This is a genomic window from Megasphaera sp. MJR8396C, from assembly GCF_001546855.1.
GTDB lineage: Bacteria > Bacillota > Negativicutes > Veillonellales > Megasphaeraceae > Megasphaera.
In genome coordinates this window covers 60521-78781 of sequence record NZ_KQ958153.1, presented here as the reverse complement: position 1 = coordinate 78781, position 18261 = coordinate 60521, and the positions used below count along the sequence as shown (strand labels likewise).

Below are 18261 nucleotides of genomic sequence, written 5' to 3'. Positions count from 1 at the left end.
ATCATGTTCCTTCCTTTAATAATTCATCTACTTTGACCGATAGCAGCCGCGATACGCCTTTTTCTTCCATGGTGACGCCCAGGAGAGTATTGGCCGCTTCCATCGTCTTTCGCCGGTGGGTGATGACGATGAACTGCGTCGAGCCGCTGTAATTTTGAAGATATTTGGCCATGCGTTCTACATTGGCTTCGTCCAGGGCCGCATCAACTTCGTCGACCAGGCAGAACGGCGCCGGATGAAAGGCCAAAAAGGCCAGCAGCAGGGCGATGACCGTCAGGGCTCGTTCGCCCCCAGAAAGAAGGGTCAGGGACTGCTGTTTCTTTCCCGGCGGCCGGATGTAGATTTCTACGCCGGACTCTAAAATATGTTCTTTATCGGTCAGGGCCAAATGGGCTGACCCGCCTTCAAAGAGGCAGCTGAAGATCTGCTGGAAATGGACGCCGATGTCCTGAAAGGCCTTGCCGAACTGGTCGGCCATGGCCTTGTCGATGTCGGCGACGACGGCCCGCAGCTTCTCTCTCGATTCTTCCAAATCGCGGCACTGTTTCTCGTAAAACTGCTGCTTATCAAGGGCGGCCTTATAGTCGTCTTCGGCGGCCGGATTGATGGTGCCCAAGGCGGCAATCTGCCCTTTTAACTGACTGACCTTATCGTGGAGTTCCTTTAAAGATCCTTCACGGCGCCGATCCATGGCTTCCTGACGGCTCAGGCCCTGCATGGCCAGCCGTTCTTCATGATGACTGATATCGCTTTTATATTTTTCCATTTGGATATCGGCGGCGTTGAGGCGCTGCTGCCAGGTCTGACTGCGCTGGCGCAGATCGTCGACGAGGACGTCGAGATCGTGGCTCTGCTGTAGTCGTTCGCTGCGGCTCTTAAAGAATGCTTCCTTAGCCTCATCGGAGCGGGCCGTTTCGGCCTGCTTGACGTCGATATTCTTGGCCAGGTCCTGTAAGAGCTGCTCCGTAGTCTGACGGCAGTTCAGCAGTTCTTCCTGCCGCTTCTTCAAAGCTTCTTGCTGGGACGTCAATTCGTCCTGCCGGGAAGCGTGCTGGGTCAACTGTTCTTCCCCGTGGCGGACCTGTTCCTGTAAGGTCGCCGCCGAGATCTGGCATTCGGTCAAGGTCGTTCGGCACTGGTCGGCTTCTGCCTTGGCCGCATCGGCTGCCGCCTGCCACTGCCGGACGTCCGTTTCCGGCGCGTCTTCCAGGGCCGAAAGAGCCCCTTCTTTGGAAACGAGATCGGCCTGGATGTCGGCCCGGGCCGTATCGAGGTCTTCGACGTGCTGATCCATATCGGCTACGCTCTTTTCGAGATCCTGTTGTTCCTTATCGAGCCGGTTTACCTGCCACTCGGCTTGAGCCGCTTCCTGCTGCGCTTTTTGCAGGTCGCTCTCAGTCCGGGTTAGGACTGCCTGCCCGTCGGTTACGGTTTGGCGCAGGGATTTTCCCTGGGTCGTCAAGGCTTCGAGTTCTTTTTGACCGTCGTCGATCTGCTGCTGTAAGTCTTCCATCAAGGCCCGGCGGCTGATGAGGGAGCCTTCCTGGGCCCGCGTACTGCCGCCGGTAAGAGAACCGCCGGCGTTGAACTGGGTCCCGTCGAGGCAGACGATGCGCAGGCGATGACCGTACTTTTTAGCTACGGCTGAGCCTGTATCCATCGTATCGGCCAAGAGGGTCTTTCCCAATAAGGACGTAAAGACGGTCTTATATTTTTCTTCATAGGTAATGACGTCAGAGGCAAAACCGAGGATACCCGGTTCGGAGGCCGCCCGTTCTTCGTCGGCGGTCCGCGTCCGATGTCTCAAGGTATCGAGGGGCAGAAAGGTCGTCCGGCCGGCTTTCTTTTCTTTCAAATAAGAAATGGCCTGTTTCGCCGCCCTTTCATCTTCGGCCACGATGTGACGGGACGCAGCCCCCAAGGCAACATCGACGGCGACGGCAAATTTTCCAGGGATCCGGCACAATTCACCGACGGCGCCGCAAAGATGACTGCGCCAGGGCTGCTGTGCCGTAAGGACGACCTTAACGGCCCTGCCCAGGCCTTCGTGTTCCTGTTCCATGCTCCGTAAGACGCCGATGCGCTGTAAGGCACCGTCGACGTCGCGACGAAGGCGGCGATATTTCGTTTCAACGCCTTCAAGGAGGTTCTTGGCTTTGGCGGCAGCTTCCTGGTGAGACGCAGCATCCGCTTCCAGATCCCGGACCTTCTGCTGCCACTCGTCTCTTCGGTCTTCGACGTCTCGGCGCTGGGCCTTGACGTCTTCTAAGGCCTGCTTCTTATCCTTAAAAGCTCGATCGGCCTCTTCACAGGCATCGGCATTTTCTTCCAACCGGCGGCGCAGGTCGTCGCAGTCGCGGCTCAGCATGAAGACATCGCGGCTGCGGCTGGAATTGGCATCGAGGCGTTCCTTCAGGTCGGCCGCTGCCTTTTGGGCCTTATCGTCAGCCTGTTTCACTAAGGTTTTCGTCAGGGCCAGGGCCTTTTGAGCCGCTGCCAGTTCTACCTCTTTCTGTCCTTGCTGGCTCTGGAAGGTTTTCAGCTGCTCTTCCCAGGAAAGGCGGCGCTGCTCCAGCTGGGCTTCTTCGAGCTTGGCATCGGCTTCTTGCTCAGCCAGATCGGATTGTCGCTGGACGCAGGCTTCCTGGCGATGGATCAAGCTGTCCAAGTCATGGTGAACGGCCATGGCTGCCTCGTCGAGACGGCGCAGTTTTTCGTCATCTGCTGCCAGGTCTGCCAGGAGGGCCTTTCGCCGCTGTTCCGCTCCTTCCAGTTCCTTCGACGCCGCTTGTTCTTCGGCCGACGCCGACTGGCGGCTGTTTTCGACTTTCGCCAAGAGTCGTTCACTGTTGCGCAGTTCCTGCAGGGTCAGGGTCCCTTCATAGGCCAGTCGTTCGCCGTCGAGCTCACGAAACTGCTGCAGCGTTTCGGCCTGCTTTTGCAGGGGTTCCAACTGCTCTTCAAGAACGCTGGTCAGGTCGCCGATGCGTTCCAAATTGCGTTCCGTTTCGGCAATTTTTCGCAGGCCTTCGGCTTTTCGGCCCTTAAAGCGGCTGATGCCGGCCACTTCTTCAAAGATGACTCGCCGTTCTTCGGGCTTACTGTTCAAGATGCGGTCGACACGGTTCTGGCCGATGACGGCCATCGAATCCTGACCGATACCGGTGTCGGCCAAGAGGTTATGGATATCCTTCAAGCGGCACGACCGGCGGTTGATATAGTATTCGCTGTCGCCGGAGCGGAACAGGCGCCGGGTGACGACGACTTCCGTAAATTCCGTGTCCAAGGCATGGTCGCTGTTATCAAAATAGAGCGATACTTCGGCCGCCCCCTGAGGCCGGCGGGTTTGCGTACCGGCAAAGATGATATCTTCAGCACGCTGGCCCCGCAGTTGGCGGATATTCTGTTCCCCCATGACCCAGCGGACGGCGTCGGAAATGTTGCTCTTGCCGCTGCCGTTAGGCCCGACGATGGCCGTCATGCCCTTATCAAAGTTCAAAGTTGTCTTATCGGCAAAGGATTTGAAGCCTCTCAGCTCCATTTTCAATAACTGCATAATGTTTTACTCTCTTCATCAGCCATGAGTACGAAGTCTTTGGTCATACGCAGGCCTCCCCTTCTTTTTTCGTATAGTTATCATACCATAATTATCCGCCCGTCGCCAGCCGCACATCCGTCCCGTCGGGGCAGTCAAAGATTGTGTAAAAAATCATTAAAAAGGTTGACGAATCGAAAATTAATGATTATATTAGAATTTGGGGTTGGAGGCCCTGATACTGCAGAAAGGGAGAGTACCGTACATGATTCAAGTTTACAAGCACAGCAACGGCCACTTGGATGGAAATATATCCTTGGCAGCCGCTGAAAAAGGCTCATGGATCAACGTCGTAAATCCGGATTCCGACGATTTACAGCTCGTATCCATGGTCACGGAAATCCCCACAGATGTTTTGAAAACCGCCTTGGACACGGAAGAACGTTCCCACGTCGAAATCGAAGACAACTACGTTTTCGTCGTCATCAACATTCCCATCATCCTGGAAACGGACAGTTATGACACCCTGCCCCTCGGTATTTTCATCACGTCAGACTTTATCGTCACCCTCTGTATCCAGGAGACGGAAGTCATGCGCGCCTTTACGAAGAACACCTATCCCCTGTTCCATACCTTTAAAAAGACGCGCTTCTTATTCCAGATTCTCTATCGTTCGGCTACCTTATTCCTTCGCTACTTAATGCAGATCAATCACCGTACCGATGATCTCGAAGAAACGCTGCGCCATTCCATGCGCAACAAGGAATTTTTCATGCTCTTGGAATTACAGAAATCCTTGACCTACTTCACATCAGCCCTCAGGGGCAACGGCATCGTCATGGAGCGCCTCATGCGACTGCGCCGCAACACGGCCCTCCACCATCTCATCAAGATGTATGAAGAAGACGAAGACCTCCTTGAAGACGTCATCATCGAAAACAAGCAGGCTATCGAAATGGTTGAAATGTATTCTAACATCCTCATGAGCATGTCCGATACCTTCGCCTCGATCATTTCCAACAACCTGAACATCGTCATGAAATTCTTAGCCTCGATCACGATCATGCTGGCTGTTCCGACGATCATCTTCAGCTTATGGGGCATCAACGTCCAGGTCCCCTTCCAGGACTCGGCCAACGGTTTCTTCTTCGTTTCAGGCATCGCCCTGATTTGTACGATTACGGCGGCTATCTTATTATGGCGAAAGGATTTATTCTAAAAATTACCTTGTCCTAACACCATGCTCTTGATCGGTTCAAAGGACCGCCGGTGTATCGGACAGGGTCCATATTCCCGAAGTGCTTCCATATGCATCTTGGTCAAATATCCCTTGTGGACGGCAAAGCCGTACTGGGGATATTTTTTGTCGTATTCGACCATCAGCCGGTCTCGCGTGACCTTGGCGATGATCGAGGCTGCAGCGATGGAGGCACTGATGGCGTCACCATGGACTAAGGACCGGTGCGGCACCGTAAGGTCCCGAAGGGGCATGGCATCGACCAGGACGGCTTCGGCCGGAACGGACAGGGTTTCTACCGTTTCATACATAGCCGCCATCGTCGCATGGTAGATGTCGAGGCGGTCGATGTCCTGCTCCGATTTAGCAATACAGGACACGGCCACGGCTTCGGCCATGATTTTATCGTACAGCTCGTCTCTTTTGGCGGGCTGTACTTTTTTGCTGTCATTGAGGCCCGGACAGTCCCAATAAGGGGGCAGGATGACGGCAGCTACCATGACCGGCCCCGCTGCCGGCCCGCGTCCGGCTTCGTCGATGCCGGCTACATGATACAGGCCCTGGCGGTAATACTGACTTTCCGGATCATAGAGGTGCAGGACCCGTTCCCGTTCCTGCTCTTCCTTTACCTTCCGCTTCATATAAGTGTCGGCCAGTTTTCGGACCGACACCCGATCGTCGCCCTTCATGGCCGAAAGCAGTGCTTCGATGTCCCTGCCTTCAGCTAACAGCGCTTTCAGGTCGGCTACCTTTAATTTGGCAATGTCCATCTCATTCATCCCCTTCAAATTCGCCAAGGCGGTCGAGGGAAATGGCGCCGATGACGCCTTCGCGGAACTCCTTCAAAATGAGTTTATACGTCTTTTCCAAATCGACGACGCCGCCGGAGACGATGCAGCCCCGCTTGCGGCCGATGGCTTCGATGGTTTCCAAGGGCTTTTCACTGAGTTCTTCCAATTTATAGCGGCCCTTCAGTTCGTCCGGGTACTGGGCCGACAGCTGTTCGATGAGCTGGCCGATGACCGTTTCCATATCGAAGACGGTGTCGGAAATGGCCCCCGTCGCAGCCAGGCGGTAGGCGCTGGTCTGGTTTTCGAGCTTCGGCCACAAGACGCCCGGCGTATCGAGGAGGTCGAGCTGGTCGCCGATGTGGACCCACTGTTTGCCCTTCGTTTCCCCGGGCTTATCGGCCGTCTTGGCGGCACTGCGATGGGCCAGTTTATTGATCAGCGTCGATTTTCCGACGTTAGGAATGCCGAGGATCATGGTCCGCACGGCGCGGTTCTTAAGGCCCCGGGCCTTCCAGCGTTCGAGCTTCGGCGCTGCCAGGGAGCGGATGAGGGACACCAGTTGTTTGACCCCTTTGCCGCCTTTACTATTGAGGGCCATGACCTTTCTCCCCTGCTGTTTATAGTAGGTAATCCATTCGTCGAGGACGGCCGGATCGGCCAGGTCGGCCTTGTTGAGGACGACGACCGACGGCTTATCGCCGATGAGGGATTTGATCATGGGGTTGGTGCTGCTCAGGGGAATGCGGGCGTCGACGAGTTCGATGACGACGTCGATGATCTTGAGATTTTCCTGAATCAGGCGCTTGGCCTTGGCCATATGGCCGGGATACCAGTTGATTATCATAGGAACTCCTTTATAGAAAAAGAAAGGGGGCTGTCCTAAAAACAGCCCCTTTTCGCCGTCTTTCGACAGCTTATATACTGTATATTCGTCCTTCGAGGGCTTACCACAGGGCACGCTTTCGACAAACGAGATTAGCCTTCTCTTGTTGCGCTCACATGAAGGATGTGTTCGATGACGTCATCGATCGGCTTGTCGCCTAAATCGCCTTTCGAGCGGTCGCGCAGGCCGAAGGCGCCGTTTTCCATTTCCTTATCGCCGACGACGGCCATGTAAGGAACTTTTTCCATCTGAGCTTTGCGGATCTTGTAACCCAGTTTTTCATTGCTTTCATCGACTTCGACGCGGATGCCTTTGGCTTCCATCTTCTTGGCGACGTCCTGGCAGTATGCCAAGTGTTTTTCAGAAATCGGCAGGATCTTGATCTGAACCGGAGCCAACCAGGTCGGGAAAGCGCCGGCATAGTTTTCGGTCAAGATGCCGATGAAGCGTTCGATCGAACCGTAAACGACGCGGTGGATCATGACCGGACGGTGTTTCTGTCCATCTTCACCGGTATAGGTGAGGTTGAATTTTTCCGGCAGGAGCATGTCCAGCTGGATGGTACCGCACTGCCAAGTACGGCCGATGGAGTCCTTCAGGTGGAAGTCGATCTTCGGACCGTAGAAAGCGCCGTCGCCTTCGTTGATGCTGTAGTCGAGGCCGAAGTCTTCCATGGCTTTGCGCAGGGCATTGGTGGTCATGTCCCAAGTTGCGTCGTCGCCCATGGAGTTTTCCGGACGAGTCGACAGTTCAGCGTGGTAGGTCAGGCCGAAGGTTGCATAGACTTCGTCGAAGAGGCGGATTGTTTCCTGGATGACGTCTTCGATCTGGCTGGGCATCATGAAGATGTGGGCGTCGTCCTGAGTGAAGCAGCGGACACGGAACAGGCCGTGGAGGGCACCGGACAATTCATGACGGTGAACGAGGCCCAATTCGCCGATGCGCAGCGGCAGTTCTTTATAGGAATGGGGTTCGTTGGCATAGACCAACATGCCGCCCGGGCAGTTCATCGGTTTGATAGCATAGTCTTCATCGTCGATCTTGGTGAAGTACATGTTTTCTTTGTAATGATCCCAGTGACCGGAAGTTTCCCAGAGTTCGCGGTTCATGATCATCGGGGTCATGACCTGCTGATAGCCGTAGCGGCGATGAACTTCGCGCCAGTAGTCGATGAGCAGGTTGCGGACGATCATGCCCTTGGGGAGGAAGAACGGGAAGCCCGGACCGTATTCGCTGAGCATGAACAGGCCGAGCTGTTTGCCCAATTTACGATGGTCGCGCTTTTCGGCTTCTTCCATCATCTTCAAATAGTCATCGAGTTCGGATTTCTTTTCAAAAGCCGTCCCGTAGATACGCTGGAGCATCTTGTTCTTTTCATCGCCCCGCCAGTAAGCACCGGCGACGGTCTGGATCTTAAAGGCTTTGACGCGGCCTGTCGATTCGCAGTGCGGACCGGCACAGAGGTCGTAGAAGTCGCCCTGGCGATAGAGGGAGATGACGGCATCTTCCGGAAGGTCCTGGATGAGTTCTACTTTATAGTCCTGGCCGGCATCTTTGAACAGTTTCAAAGCATCGGCACGGGACAGGATTTCTTTAGTAATAGGAAGGTTTTCTTTTACGATTTTAGCCATTTCAGCTTCAATAGCCGGGAAGTCGTCCTGCGTGAAACGGTGTTCGGTATCGAGGTCATAATAGAAGCCGTTTTCAATGGACGGGCCAATGGCAAACTTTACGCCCGGATAGAGGTGCTGGATCGCCTGGGCCATGATGTGAGAGGCAGTATGGCGAAGGGTATCCTTCCCTTCCTGATCGGCAAAGGTAAAGAATTCGACCGTCGAGCCATCGACGATGGTTTCACGAAGGTCCGTGACTTCGCCGTTTACTCTTGCGACCAATACCTTCTTTGCAAGACTGTTGCTCAGTTCTTTAACGGCCTGGGCAAGAGAAATGCCATCGGAAAATTGTTTTTTGCTTCCATCTTTCAACAGTAATTCTGCCATACGAAACATCCTCCTTAATAAAAAAAGCCCTCGTCCTCAAGGGACGAGAGCATTACTCACGTGGTTCCACCCTAGTTCACCGGGAAAAATCCCAGCGTACTCAAGCGCCGTAACGGGGCGTCCGGAGCTCCCTACTCAGTTCGGAAACTCAGCTCGAAGGCGGTAACTCTTCAGACTTTATAAGGTACTCGCAGCCATGGTACCTCTCTCTGAAATAAAGGTGCTGTAAAGTCTTGTCCTTTTCAAAGCTTTTCTCTTATATCTAAGGTATGCGTAAATTATACGGCACGTTTCTCCCCTTGTCAAGTCAGAGAAATCATCTTTCCACGGAGAAGATGTCTTTCAAAAAAAAAGCACTGTCTCGAAGGAGACAGTGCTTTTATCATGCACAATCAGGTAACTTATGCGATGCCTTTCTTTTTCTTGATAGCTGCTGTGAGCATCGGAAGAACTTTGTAGACGTCACCTACGATACCGTAGTCGCAAACTTTGAAGATCGGAGCATCTTCGTCTTTGTTGATGGCGATGATGCAGTCAGAGCCGGACATACCAGCCAAGTGCTGAATAGCACCGGAGATAGCGCAGGCAATGTAGATCTTCGGAGCAACGGTTTTACCCGTCTGGCCTACCTGATGGAGAGCGCTGATCCAGCCAGCGTCAACTGCGGCACGGGAAGCACCGACAGCGCCACCGAGAGCGTCTGCGCATTCTTTCAGGATGCCCGTAGCGAACGGTTCTTCACCATTCATGCCGCGGCCGCCGGAAACGATGATGTCAGCGTCTTCGATCTTAACGCCTTCGCCGCCCATTTTAATGAGTTCGACGAAACGAGTTAAGAAGTCAGCATCGCTCAATTTAACTTCTTTTTCGATAACTTCGCCCGTTGCATTGGGGTCAGCTTCCGGTTTTTTGAAGACGTGCGGACGAACCGTACCCATCTGCGGGCGGTTGTCTTTACAAATGATTTCAGCCATGATGTTGCCGCCGAGAGCCGGACGAGTCCATACGATGGTCTTGCCGTCGTCGTCAACGCTGAGCTGCGTGCAGTCAGCCGTAAGGCCGGTTTTCAAGGTGTTGGCAACACGCGGGCCGAGGTCACGGCCGATGTTGGTAGCACCGACGAGGAATACGTTCGGTTTTTCTTCTTCGAAGAAGTCGCAGATGACCTTCGAATAAGCCGTCGTCGTGTAATGTTCGAGTTTTGCGTCGTCATAGACGTATACTTTATGAGCACCGTGAGCAATGAGTTCCTGTGCCAACGGTTTTACATCTTTACCAATGAGAATAGCGCCAACTTCGTCGCCAATGGTGTCGGCCAAGATACGGGCCTGACCCAACAATTCAAAAGATACATCACGTAATTTGCCTTCAAACTGTTCAGCAATTACATAAATGCCTTTGCATTCTGCTAAATCCATTTTCACTGTTCCTCCTTAGAATTAAATGATTTTCTGGGCAGTCAGTTTTTCCATGAGCTGGTCGACAACTGCCTGTTCGTTGTCGTCTTCAACTTTGAGGACGAGACCGCCGGATCTCTGAGGCGGCGTGAAAGTCTTACGAACTTTTGTCGGAGAACCATTCAAACCGATGAGCGTTTCATCGACACCAATAGCAGCGGCGTCTAAGGTCGGGATTTCACGGCGTTTTGCTTTCATCGTGCCGCGGATGGTCGGGAAGCGCGGTTCGTTCAAGTCTTTAACAGCTGTGATGAGGACAGGGAAATCGGCTTCGGTTACGATGTAGCCTTCTTCGTTTTCCTGCTGGACAGTGACTTTGGTGCCTTCAACTTTGATATCGCGAGCATAGGTGATCTGCGGAATGCCGAGTTCGCAGGCGATCTGCGGGCCAACCTGAGCGGTATCACCGTCGATAGCCTGTTTGCCGCAAAGAATCATATCGAATTTTTCGATGCCTTTAAGTTCAGCAACTTTTTTAACAGCCTGTGCCAAAGCATAGCCCGTAGCTAACGTATCGGAACCACCGAGTTTACGGTCGGATACGAGATAAGCGTCGTCAGCCCCCATAGCAAGGCCTTCGCGGAGAACGTCTTTAGCCTGTTCAGGACCCATGGAGAGTAACGTAACCTTTACGTTATCCTTGTCAGCATCCTTCAACTGTAAAGCGCCTTCCAGTGCGTTCTGGTCAAAAGGGTTGAAAATGTTAGGAACACCAGCACGAATGATGGTCTTTTTAACGGGATCAATCTTAACTTCTGCTGTGTCCGGAACTTGTTTGACACATACCAATATTTCCATTTACGTTTGCCTCCTAAAGTCTTTTTTTATGCAACAGGCTTGGCTGATGCCAAGCCTGCATCATAAACTTCAATTATCTTAACAGAGCACCAGCTGTAACCATGAGCTGAACTTCGTTCGTGCCTTCGTAGATCTGGGTGATCTTAGCATCGCGCATATGACGAGCAGCCGGATATTCTTCGCTGTAGCCATAGCCGCCGAAGATCTGGACAGCTTCAGTGGAAACACGCATAGCAACGTCGGAAGCAACGCGTTTTGCAATAGCAGCATCAACCGTGAACGGTTTGCCTTCCTGTTTCAAGCAAGCAGCTTTGTAAACGAGGTTACGAGCAGCTTCGATCTGCATCTTCATGTCAGCCAATTTGAAGGAAACGGACTGGAATTTGCAGAGCGGTTTGCCGAACTGTACACGCTGTTTGGAGTATTCAACAGCATCTGCCAAAGCAGCTTCTGCGATACCGAGAGCCTGAGCGGCAACGCCGATACGGCCGCCGTCGAGGGTCATCATAGCGATCTTGAAGCCTTTGCCTTCTTCGCCGAGCATGTTTTCAGCCGGAACTTTGACGTCCTGGAATACGAGTTCCATCGTAACGGAAGTATGGATGCCCATCTTGTCTTCTTTTTTACCATAAGTGAAGCCAGGCATGCCGTCTTCGAGGATGAAGGCCGTGATGCCGTGGTTGCCTTTGCTCTTATCGGTCATAGCGAAGACGATGTAGATATCAGCATGGCCGCCGTTGGTGATGAAAATCTTGGAGCCGTTCAGGGTGTACGTGCCGTCGTCGTTTTTAACAGCAACAGTCTGCTGGCCGGAAGCGTCCGTGCCGGCATTCGGTTCGGTTAAGCCGAAAGCGCCGAGTTTCGTGCCTTCAACCAAGGGAACCAAGAATTTTTCTTTCTGTTCTTCCGTACCGAACTGCCAAATCGGGTTTGCACAGAGGGAAACCGTTGCCGACAAGGTGATGGAAACGCCAGCATCATATTTAGCCAATTCTTCAACAGCCAGGATGTAGCTCAAAACGTCGCCGCCGTCATCGCCAGCACCGCCGTACTTTTCTTCAAAGTAAGCGCCCGTGATGCCCAAGCTGAGCAATTCAGCGATAAGTGCATCATCATAAATGCCCTGATGATCGCGTTCCATGATGGTCGGAGCCAATCTCTTTTCACCGAAATCTCTAGCGAGGTTCATGAAATCCTGTTGTACTTCTGTTAAGTTAAAATCCATGATGTGTCCACTCTCCTTAGTGTATAGTTAATTTACAGTAAAGCCTTGAGATAAAAACCTGAAATCTGAGACAATACATTGTCCGGTTAATACAAAAAAACAGCTTGGATATATATTCACACGGTCTCAGTGCTTACAAGTGCATTGTACAACTTTTCACAAGTTAAATCAATAGCAAAAGTGCTATAAATCACAATATAACCATTCCATTTTCTCATCTTATCGTATTAACAAGACTTTTTTGTACTAATAAGGCAAAAAGGAGAAAATAGCCTTGACACGGTACGTCTTATTTTTACGGTAGGCTTTAATTCCTATACCTAACTATACTGGTTACAAATACTTAGGAAAGCTTACGGTTGTATTATAGCACGGATACCCCGGAAGTTGTCAAGGATATGTGCCGTAATTCCCCAAATTTTATAATTGCCGTATGTATAAATCTTTATATTATAGGTACGGCGCGGCCGCCACTCCCCTCGCATGGGCATATCCAGGTCTTTAGGGAAATCCGGTGCCGGCCTGGTAGCCAGCTCGATGCGGCCGATTTCCGGCTCATGGTCGTCGAACCATTTCAAGGGCACCGTAAAGGTGTGATCGACTTCACCAGCGCTCAAGGTAAAGTCCGTCGTGTCCATATAGGCGGCAAAGGGCCAGACAGTCACGCCGACAGGCGATTCCAGGTAGTCCAAAGGCCCCCAGAGGTGGATGTGGTCGGCACTGACACCCAGTTCTTCCCTCGTTTCCCGCAGGGCTGCCGCCAAGGGGCTGGCGTCGGTCTTGTCGATGCGGCCGCCGGGAAAGCAGATTTCGCCGGGCTGCCAGTCGAGTTTACTGCTGCGGACTTCAAAGACCAGATGTTCTTCCCCATCTTTGTGAATGACCGGCACCAAGACGGCGCAGGGAACGGTATTGAGGCAGGTGTTTTGACGGACAATGCGTTCGGGCCAAGGCGTAAAAGGCTTCATGTCAATCTCCTTTCAGCATACATTACGTTACAATAAGAACAATCTAAAGAAAAGGAGACTGCCGAATAGACAGTCCCCTCCTTTGTCGAATATATTCACATCGCCTTATTTGACGACGATATTGATGATTTTCTTGGGTACGACGATAAATTTGACGACCTTCTTATCGCCGATGAATTCTTTGATATGCGGCAGAGCCAGGACCTGTGCTTCGAGAGCGTCTTTGTCGGCGTCGACGGCGACGGTCAGGCGGTCGCGGACCTTGCCGTTGACCTGGATCGGCAGTTCGATTTCATCGACGACGAGGGCCGTCTTGTCGACTTCCGGCCAGGCTTCCTGGTGGACGCTGCCTTCAAAGCCGCAGATCTGCCACAGCTCTTCCGTAATATGCGGCGTAAAGGGAGCCAGGATCTTGAGCAGGTTCTTATTGACTTCCAAGGCCACGTCTTCATGGATCGTCGTGTTAGCGCCGGCATAGGCGTGCATGGCGTTGACGTATTCCATGATCGAGCTGACGGCCGTATTGAGGCCGTAGTCACCGTCTTTGCCGAGGACGTCTTCCGTAACCTTAGCAATGGCCTTGAATTCTTCAAAGCGCAGTTCTTTTTCCCCTTCGGTATACTTCTTGTCGGAGGCGCCGATCTTTTCCATTTCCTGGAACTGGTGGACGATGCGCCATACGCGGTTCAAGAAGCGATACGAGCCTTCGACGCCCTGGTCGGACCAGCCCAGATCGCGTTCGGGCGGTGCGGCAAAGAGGATGAATAAGCGGGCCGTATCGGCACCGTATTTGGCGATGATGTCTTCCGGAGATACGATGTTGCCCTTGGATTTACTCATCTTGCTGCCGTCGAGGAGTACCATTCCCTGAGTCAGGAGGCGTTCAAAGGGTTCTTTCTTTTCAACGAGGCCGGCGTCATGGAAGACCTTCATGAAGAAGCGGGAGTACATGAGGTGAAGGATGGCGTGTTCGATACCGCCGATGTACTGGTCGACGTTCATCCAGTGATTGGCCTTCTTGGGATCCCAGGCCTGTTCATCGTTGCGGGCGTCGGTATAGCGCAGGAAGTACCACGACGAGCAGATAAAGGTATCCATCGTGTCCGTTTCCCGTTTGGCCGGGCCGCCGCATTTCGGGCAGGTGCAGTTGACGAAGCTTTCGCTCGTCGCCAAAGGCGATACGGCACCGGCCGTGAATTTGACGTCTTCCGGTAATTTTACCGGCAGCTGGTCTTCAGGGACGAGCTGTTCGCCACAGGTCGGGCAGTAGATAATCGGAATGGGAGCGCCCCAATAGCGCTGACGGGAGATGAGCCAGTCGCGGAGCTTATAGTTGACGGTCTTCTTGCCAAGGCCCTTGTCGGCCAGCCATTTGGTGATGGCTTTCCGGCCTTCTTCGTCAGTCAGGCCGTTGAATTCGCCGGAGTTGACCAGGGTCCCCGGTTCGTGGTAGGCCTCTTCCATGGTCGCAAGATCGAGGTTCTGTTCTTTATTCTGGACGACGAGACGCAGGGGCAGGTCAAATTCTTTGGCAAATTCCCAGTCGCGCTGGTCGTGAGCCGGTACGCCCATGACAGCACCGGTCCCATAGTCGGCCAGGACGTAGTTGGCAATCCAAATGGGGACCTTTTCGTTATTGACCGGGTTTATGGCATAGGCACCGGTGAACATGCCTTCTTTCTTGGCATCCGTTGCCGTGCGGTCGATGTCGCTCATGTTCTTCATGCGGGTAATGAAGGCCTGGAGTTCGGCTTCGTTGGCCTTGCCCTTGATGAGGCTGGCGACGTATTCGTGTTCCGGTGCCAAGACGATGTAGGTGACGCCGAAAATCGTGTCGACACGAGTCGAGAACATGGGCACCTTTTTGCCGATTTCCGGGATGTCGAAGGAGAATTCAGCCCCTTCGCTGCGGCCGATCCAGTTCTTCTGCATGGTCTTGACCCGTTCCGGCCAGCCCGGCAGTTCTTCGAGGTCTTCCAAGAGGCGGTCGGCATAGTCGGTGATCTTGAAGAACCACTGTTTGAGGTCCTTTTTGACGACCGGATTGTCGCAGCGCCAGCAATTGCCGTCAATGACCTGTTCGTTGGCCAAAACGGTGTTGCACGTGTCGCACCAGTTGACCTTGGCTTCTTTGCGGTAAGCCAGGCCGCGTTTATAGAACAGCTCAAAGATCCACTGGGTCCACTTATAGTACTTTTCGTGGCACGTCGCCACTTCGCGGTCCCAGTCATAGGACAGGCCCAGGGATTTCTGCTGGCGGGTCATGTTTTCAATATTGCTGTACGTCCATTCTGCCGGCGGAATGTTGTGCTTAATGGCTGCGTTTTCAGCAGGCATGCCGAAGGCATCGTAACCCATAGGATGGAGAACGTTGTAGCCGTTCATGCGGCGGTAGCGGGCGATGACGTCGCCGATGGTGTAGTTGCGGACGTGGCCCATATGAAGATTTCCCGAGGGATACGGGAACATTTCTAATACGTAATACGGCGGTTTGCCGCTGTCTTCACTGCAGCAGTCACAGTGGTGTTCTTCCCAAACGTGCTGCCATTTCTTTTCGATTTCCTGTGGAATGTACTTTTCCAATATAAGAGCCTCCTATCCTGCCCCAGTCAAAATAAAGACAGCCTGTCTTACAGCGTCTTGAATATTATTATAGTGGCCTCATGGCGTCAAGTCAATTCATGTTTTGCAAATCCCTGCCAAAAATGGGCCGGTTCAAATCCTTTTCGCCAGAAGGCCGCACCCTTCAATCCATAAGTTTGGATGAGTTCAGCCTTAGCTTTTAAGGATTTTTCATCTTCTATCCAAATTTTAACGGTACCCGTCTTCATGGGCAGTTCCAAGTAGTAGAGCCCCAGGTCCTTGTTCCAGACGACGTAGTTCTTATAAGCCTTGAGAACGGCTTCACTGTCGGCCATGGTGAGGGTCCGAACGAAGAGCTTGGCCTTGCCGCCAGTGACGGCAGGCTGATCCGGTTCCGGTTTGACCATTTTCTTCACCGGCGTTACGGCAGCCCGTTTATACGAATCGCCGTCAAAGTCGATGGGAACGATGACGCCGTCCTTGTTTTCTGCTGCCTGACGGGCCGCTTCTTCGGCAGCCGTTTCAACTTCAACCAGCATCGGCTCGCTCGTCTTCGCCTTGTCCTGGACGGTGTCGGATTCGGCCTTGGCCCCTTTTACCGGCGTCGCTCCGACGACGGCCGGCCAGTCGGCGATGTTCTGCGGCAGGTCGCGGCCGTCTTTCGATTCATACCACAGCCGCATGTAGAGGGGCATGCCGAGGACGATCTTTTCGGCAGGGACCAGTTTCAAGGTGTTCTGAACAGCTCGTTCTACCCAGGGGTAGGATGCGACGGGACCGGCGACGGGACTGGTCCGTCCGAACTGGTCGTAAGCCATGATCATCAAGTAGTCGAGGTGCGGTGCCAGGGCGGCCCGGTCGTAGACCATGGACCAATTGGGGCTGTCCGACGGCGGCGTGACGTCCATGGACACCTTCAGGCCATAGGCATGGGCGGCGTCGGAAATCTTACGGACGAAGGCCGTCAGTTTGTCTTTATCGCTATAATTGACGTTTTCAAAGTCGATGTTGTAGCCTTTAAAATCATAGAGGATGGCGTAGCCCATGAGCTGGCGGACCATCGTATCCTGCAGGCGGCTGTCGGACAGGATTTCGTGGGTCAGCTTGGGATCGAAGTTGTTGTCGATGAGGGGCCACATGGCGTAGCCTTTGGCGGCATACGTTTCGGCCAGCATATCAAAATCGGGGTTGCGCAGTTCGATGCCGTTCTTGGTCAGTCGAAAGGCCGTCGGCGACATGATCGGCTGGTGAGTCTGAAGGGACGGCAGATCGGCGTCTTCCTTCATGAGGGGATCCCAGAAGAGGACCAGGCCCATCTTCCCTTCCTTGGCGGCTGCCGGCTTCCGGTTTGGTTCCCGGTGCAGTTCCGGTGCCGTGCTTACGGACTGTTCCGGCGGCAAGAGGGTATTTTTCTCGGTCGGGTTTTCGGCCAGGACGTAGCTGATGCCAAGGGGCCGGCGGACGTTTTTGATATTGATCGTCCGGCCGCCGCTGACGGCCCGTCCGGGAAGGGTCAGCTGAACGGGGTCGCCCTGCCAGGCCGTCGAACCGTTGTCCGCCTTTGGCAGGCGGAACCAATAGGTCCCCTTGCTCTTATCGGCTTCTTTGATGCCGTAGCGGCTGAGGGCCTTGTCCGATACCAGCCAGCGGCCCTGGTCTTCGACGATTTCAAGGTCTTTTACGACTTCATTGGGAATGGGATTGGCCACGGTCGGCACGCTGAAGGCCGGATCCGACGCCTTGGAACTGTCGTCGGCCGGGGCAGCAGCAAAGGAAAAAGCCGTCAGGGACAAGGTGATCAGTCCCGTCAGGCAGGAAACTTTCACAGCATGGTTATATTTCATGATTCTTTCCTCCTCGTGAGGATTGGAAAAAAAAGTTCAATCCTGTATAATTCTATGGTGAACGCGAACAACTTTCAACTCCCGTCCATATTTTCTCATTATACCACACCTAAAGGAGGTTTTATATTGCATCAGTATCTATTTTTTATCGGCTCCTTCCCCGTCCGGGCTTACGGACTGTTATTTATGCTGGGCATCATCTCGTCAGGACTGACGGCCTATTACATCATGAAGCGTGACGGCCGCGGCTGGCACGTCCACATCTTCGACTTCACCATGTACTGCGGCCTGGCCGGCATCGTCGGCGGACGCCTGTGGGACGTCTTCTTCTTCGACTGGGCCTACTACCAGCATCACCTGACGGAAATCCCCTACGTCTGGCAAGGCGGCATGGCCATCCAGGGCGGCCTCTTATTCGGCGCCATTGCCGGCATCCTTTATACGAAGCACTACCACATCGACACCTGGGCCTTTGGCGACCTGTTAGCGCCGGCCATCATCTTGGGCCAGTCCATCGGCCGCATGGCCAATCTCATGAACGGCGACGCCTTCGGCCATCCTACAGGCGGCAATTTCGGTATCGTCTATCCCGAAACGACCCTGGCTTACCAGACCTACAGCAGTCAGCCCCTGTGGCCAGCCGAAGTCTGGGAAGGACAGATCGACGTCCTGGTCTTCGTCGTCCTCCTCTTTTACAGTTCCTTCCCCCACAAGAAGGGCCAGGTCTTCAGCCTCTACGTCATGCTCTACGCCATTGAACGGTTCTTCCTGGAATTTCTCCGCGGCGACTACGTCAACCTGACCATGGGTCTGAAATCAGCGCAGATGACCAGCGTCATCGCCTTCGTCATCGCCTTTGTCGTCTTCCTTTACCTGCAGTTCAAAGGGACGACCGACACGGAAGATAAGGCCCAGGCATAACCGGACAGATCCCCTTAGG

12 protein-coding genes and 1 other annotated feature are annotated in these 18261 nt (G+C 53.5%); of the genes, 2 read left to right on the top strand and 10 right to left on the bottom strand.

What is annotated here, in order from left to right; all coding sequences use genetic code 11:
* Position 1 precedes the first annotated feature (1 nt).
* Positions 2-3556: a chromosome segregation protein SMC gene (gene smc / locus HMPREF3201_RS02230; RefSeq protein ID WP_062411537.1), complete on the bottom strand. Its 3555-nt coding sequence runs from the start codon at positions 3554-3556 to the stop codon at positions 2-4.
* A gap of 244 nt (positions 3557-3800) precedes the next feature.
* On the opposite strand from smc, the gene HMPREF3201_RS02225 reads away from it, so the two are divergent.
* Entirely contained in the window at positions 3801-4754 is a 954-nt protein-coding gene (locus HMPREF3201_RS02225; RefSeq protein WP_062411536.1) for a magnesium transporter CorA family protein, read from the top strand.
* Here HMPREF3201_RS02225 and HMPREF3201_RS02220 read toward each other — a convergent pair.
* From HMPREF3201_RS02220 to HMPREF3201_RS02180, 9 genes are all read right to left on the bottom strand, one after another.
* Positions 4751-5551, bottom strand: coding sequence for a ribonuclease HII (locus HMPREF3201_RS02220; protein WP_172980541.1), 801 nt, complete (start codon positions 5549-5551; stop codon positions 4751-4753). The genes HMPREF3201_RS02225 and HMPREF3201_RS02220 overlap by 4 nt on opposite strands.
* Entirely contained in the window at positions 5544-6407 is an 864-nt protein-coding gene (ylqF, locus tag HMPREF3201_RS02215) for a ribosome biogenesis GTPase YlqF (protein WP_062411534.1), read from the bottom strand. Before ylqF ends, HMPREF3201_RS02220 begins: the two co-directional genes overlap by 8 nt.
* Positions 6408-6538: 131 nt before the next feature.
* On the bottom strand, positions 6539-8446 hold the full coding sequence (thrS, locus tag HMPREF3201_RS02210; RefSeq protein WP_062411533.1) for a threonine--tRNA ligase: 1908 nt from the start codon (positions 8444-8446) through the stop codon (positions 6539-6541).
* A gap of 36 nt (positions 8447-8482) precedes the next feature.
* Positions 8483-8701 (bottom strand) — a binding site (T-box leader).
* 146 nt (positions 8702-8847) lie between these two features.
* Positions 8848-9864, bottom strand: a complete 1017-nt coding sequence (locus HMPREF3201_RS02205; RefSeq protein WP_062411532.1) for an electron transfer flavoprotein subunit alpha/FixB family protein — start codon at positions 9862-9864, stop codon at positions 8848-8850.
* 21 nt (positions 9865-9885) lie between these two features.
* Positions 9886-10701 carry an electron transfer flavoprotein subunit beta/FixA family protein gene (locus HMPREF3201_RS02200; protein WP_062411531.1) on the bottom strand — a complete coding sequence of 272 codons (816 nt, stop codon included), beginning with the start codon at positions 10699-10701 and terminating at the stop codon, positions 9886-9888.
* 73 nt (positions 10702-10774) lie between these two features.
* Positions 10775-11926, bottom strand: coding sequence for an acyl-CoA dehydrogenase (locus tag HMPREF3201_RS02195; protein ID WP_062411530.1), 1152 nt, complete (start codon positions 11924-11926; stop codon positions 10775-10777).
* Between the two features lie 353 nt (positions 11927-12279).
* The gene (locus HMPREF3201_RS02190; protein ID WP_062411529.1) at positions 12280-12894 is read right to left on the bottom strand and encodes an NUDIX hydrolase; all 615 of its coding nucleotides are present in this window, start codon (positions 12892-12894) and stop codon (positions 12280-12282) included.
* 105 nt (positions 12895-12999) lie between these two features.
* A complete protein-coding gene (leuS, locus tag HMPREF3201_RS02185; protein ID WP_197408249.1) occupies positions 13000-15480 on the bottom strand; it encodes a leucine--tRNA ligase in 2481 nt (826 codons plus the stop codon).
* Positions 15481-15563: 83 nt separating this feature from the next.
* Positions 15564-17321: a glycosyl hydrolase family 18 protein gene (locus HMPREF3201_RS02180; RefSeq protein ID WP_062411527.1), complete on the bottom strand. Its 1758-nt coding sequence runs from the start codon at positions 17319-17321 to the stop codon at positions 15564-15566.
* Between the two features lie 126 nt (positions 17322-17447).
* On the opposite strand from HMPREF3201_RS02180, the gene lgt reads away from it, so the two are divergent.
* Complete coding sequence (lgt, locus tag HMPREF3201_RS02175; protein ID WP_062411526.1) at positions 17448-18242, top strand: prolipoprotein diacylglyceryl transferase; 795 nt, start codon at positions 17448-17450, stop codon at positions 18240-18242.
* The last annotated feature ends 19 nt before the right edge of the window (positions 18243-18261 follow it).

Excerpts from the sequence above, each read along its gene's own strand:
- smc (WP_062411537.1), bottom strand. The coding sequence starts at position 3,556 with ATGCAGTTATTGAAAATGGAGCTGAGAGGCTTCAAATCCTTTGCCGAT.
- HMPREF3201_RS02225 (WP_062411536.1), top strand. The coding sequence starts at position 3,801 with ATGATTCAAGTTTACAAGCACAGCAACGGCCACTTGGATGGAAATATA.
- HMPREF3201_RS02220 (WP_172980541.1), bottom strand. The coding sequence starts at position 5,551 with ATGAATGAGATGGACATTGCCAAATTAAAGGTAGCCGACCTGAAAGCG.
- ylqF (WP_062411534.1), bottom strand. The coding sequence starts at position 6,407 with ATGATAATCAACTGGTATCCCGGCCATATGGCCAAGGCCAAGCGCCTG.
- thrS (WP_062411533.1), bottom strand. The coding sequence starts at position 8,446 with ATGGCAGAATTACTGTTGAAAGATGGAAGCAAAAAACAATTTTCCGAT.
- HMPREF3201_RS02205 (WP_062411532.1), bottom strand. The coding sequence starts at position 9,864 with ATGGATTTAGCAGAATGCAAAGGCATTTATGTAATTGCTGAACAGTTT.
- HMPREF3201_RS02200 (WP_062411531.1), bottom strand. The coding sequence starts at position 10,701 with ATGGAAATATTGGTATGTGTCAAACAAGTTCCGGACACAGCAGAAGTT.
- HMPREF3201_RS02195 (WP_062411530.1), bottom strand. The coding sequence starts at position 11,926 with ATGGATTTTAACTTAACAGAAGTACAACAGGATTTCATGAACCTCGCT.
- HMPREF3201_RS02190 (WP_062411529.1), bottom strand. The coding sequence starts at position 12,894 with ATGAAGCCTTTTACGCCTTGGCCCGAACGCATTGTCCGTCAAAACACC.
- HMPREF3201_RS02180 (WP_062411527.1), bottom strand. The coding sequence starts at position 17,321 with ATGAAATATAACCATGCTGTGAAAGTTTCCTGCCTGACGGGACTGATC.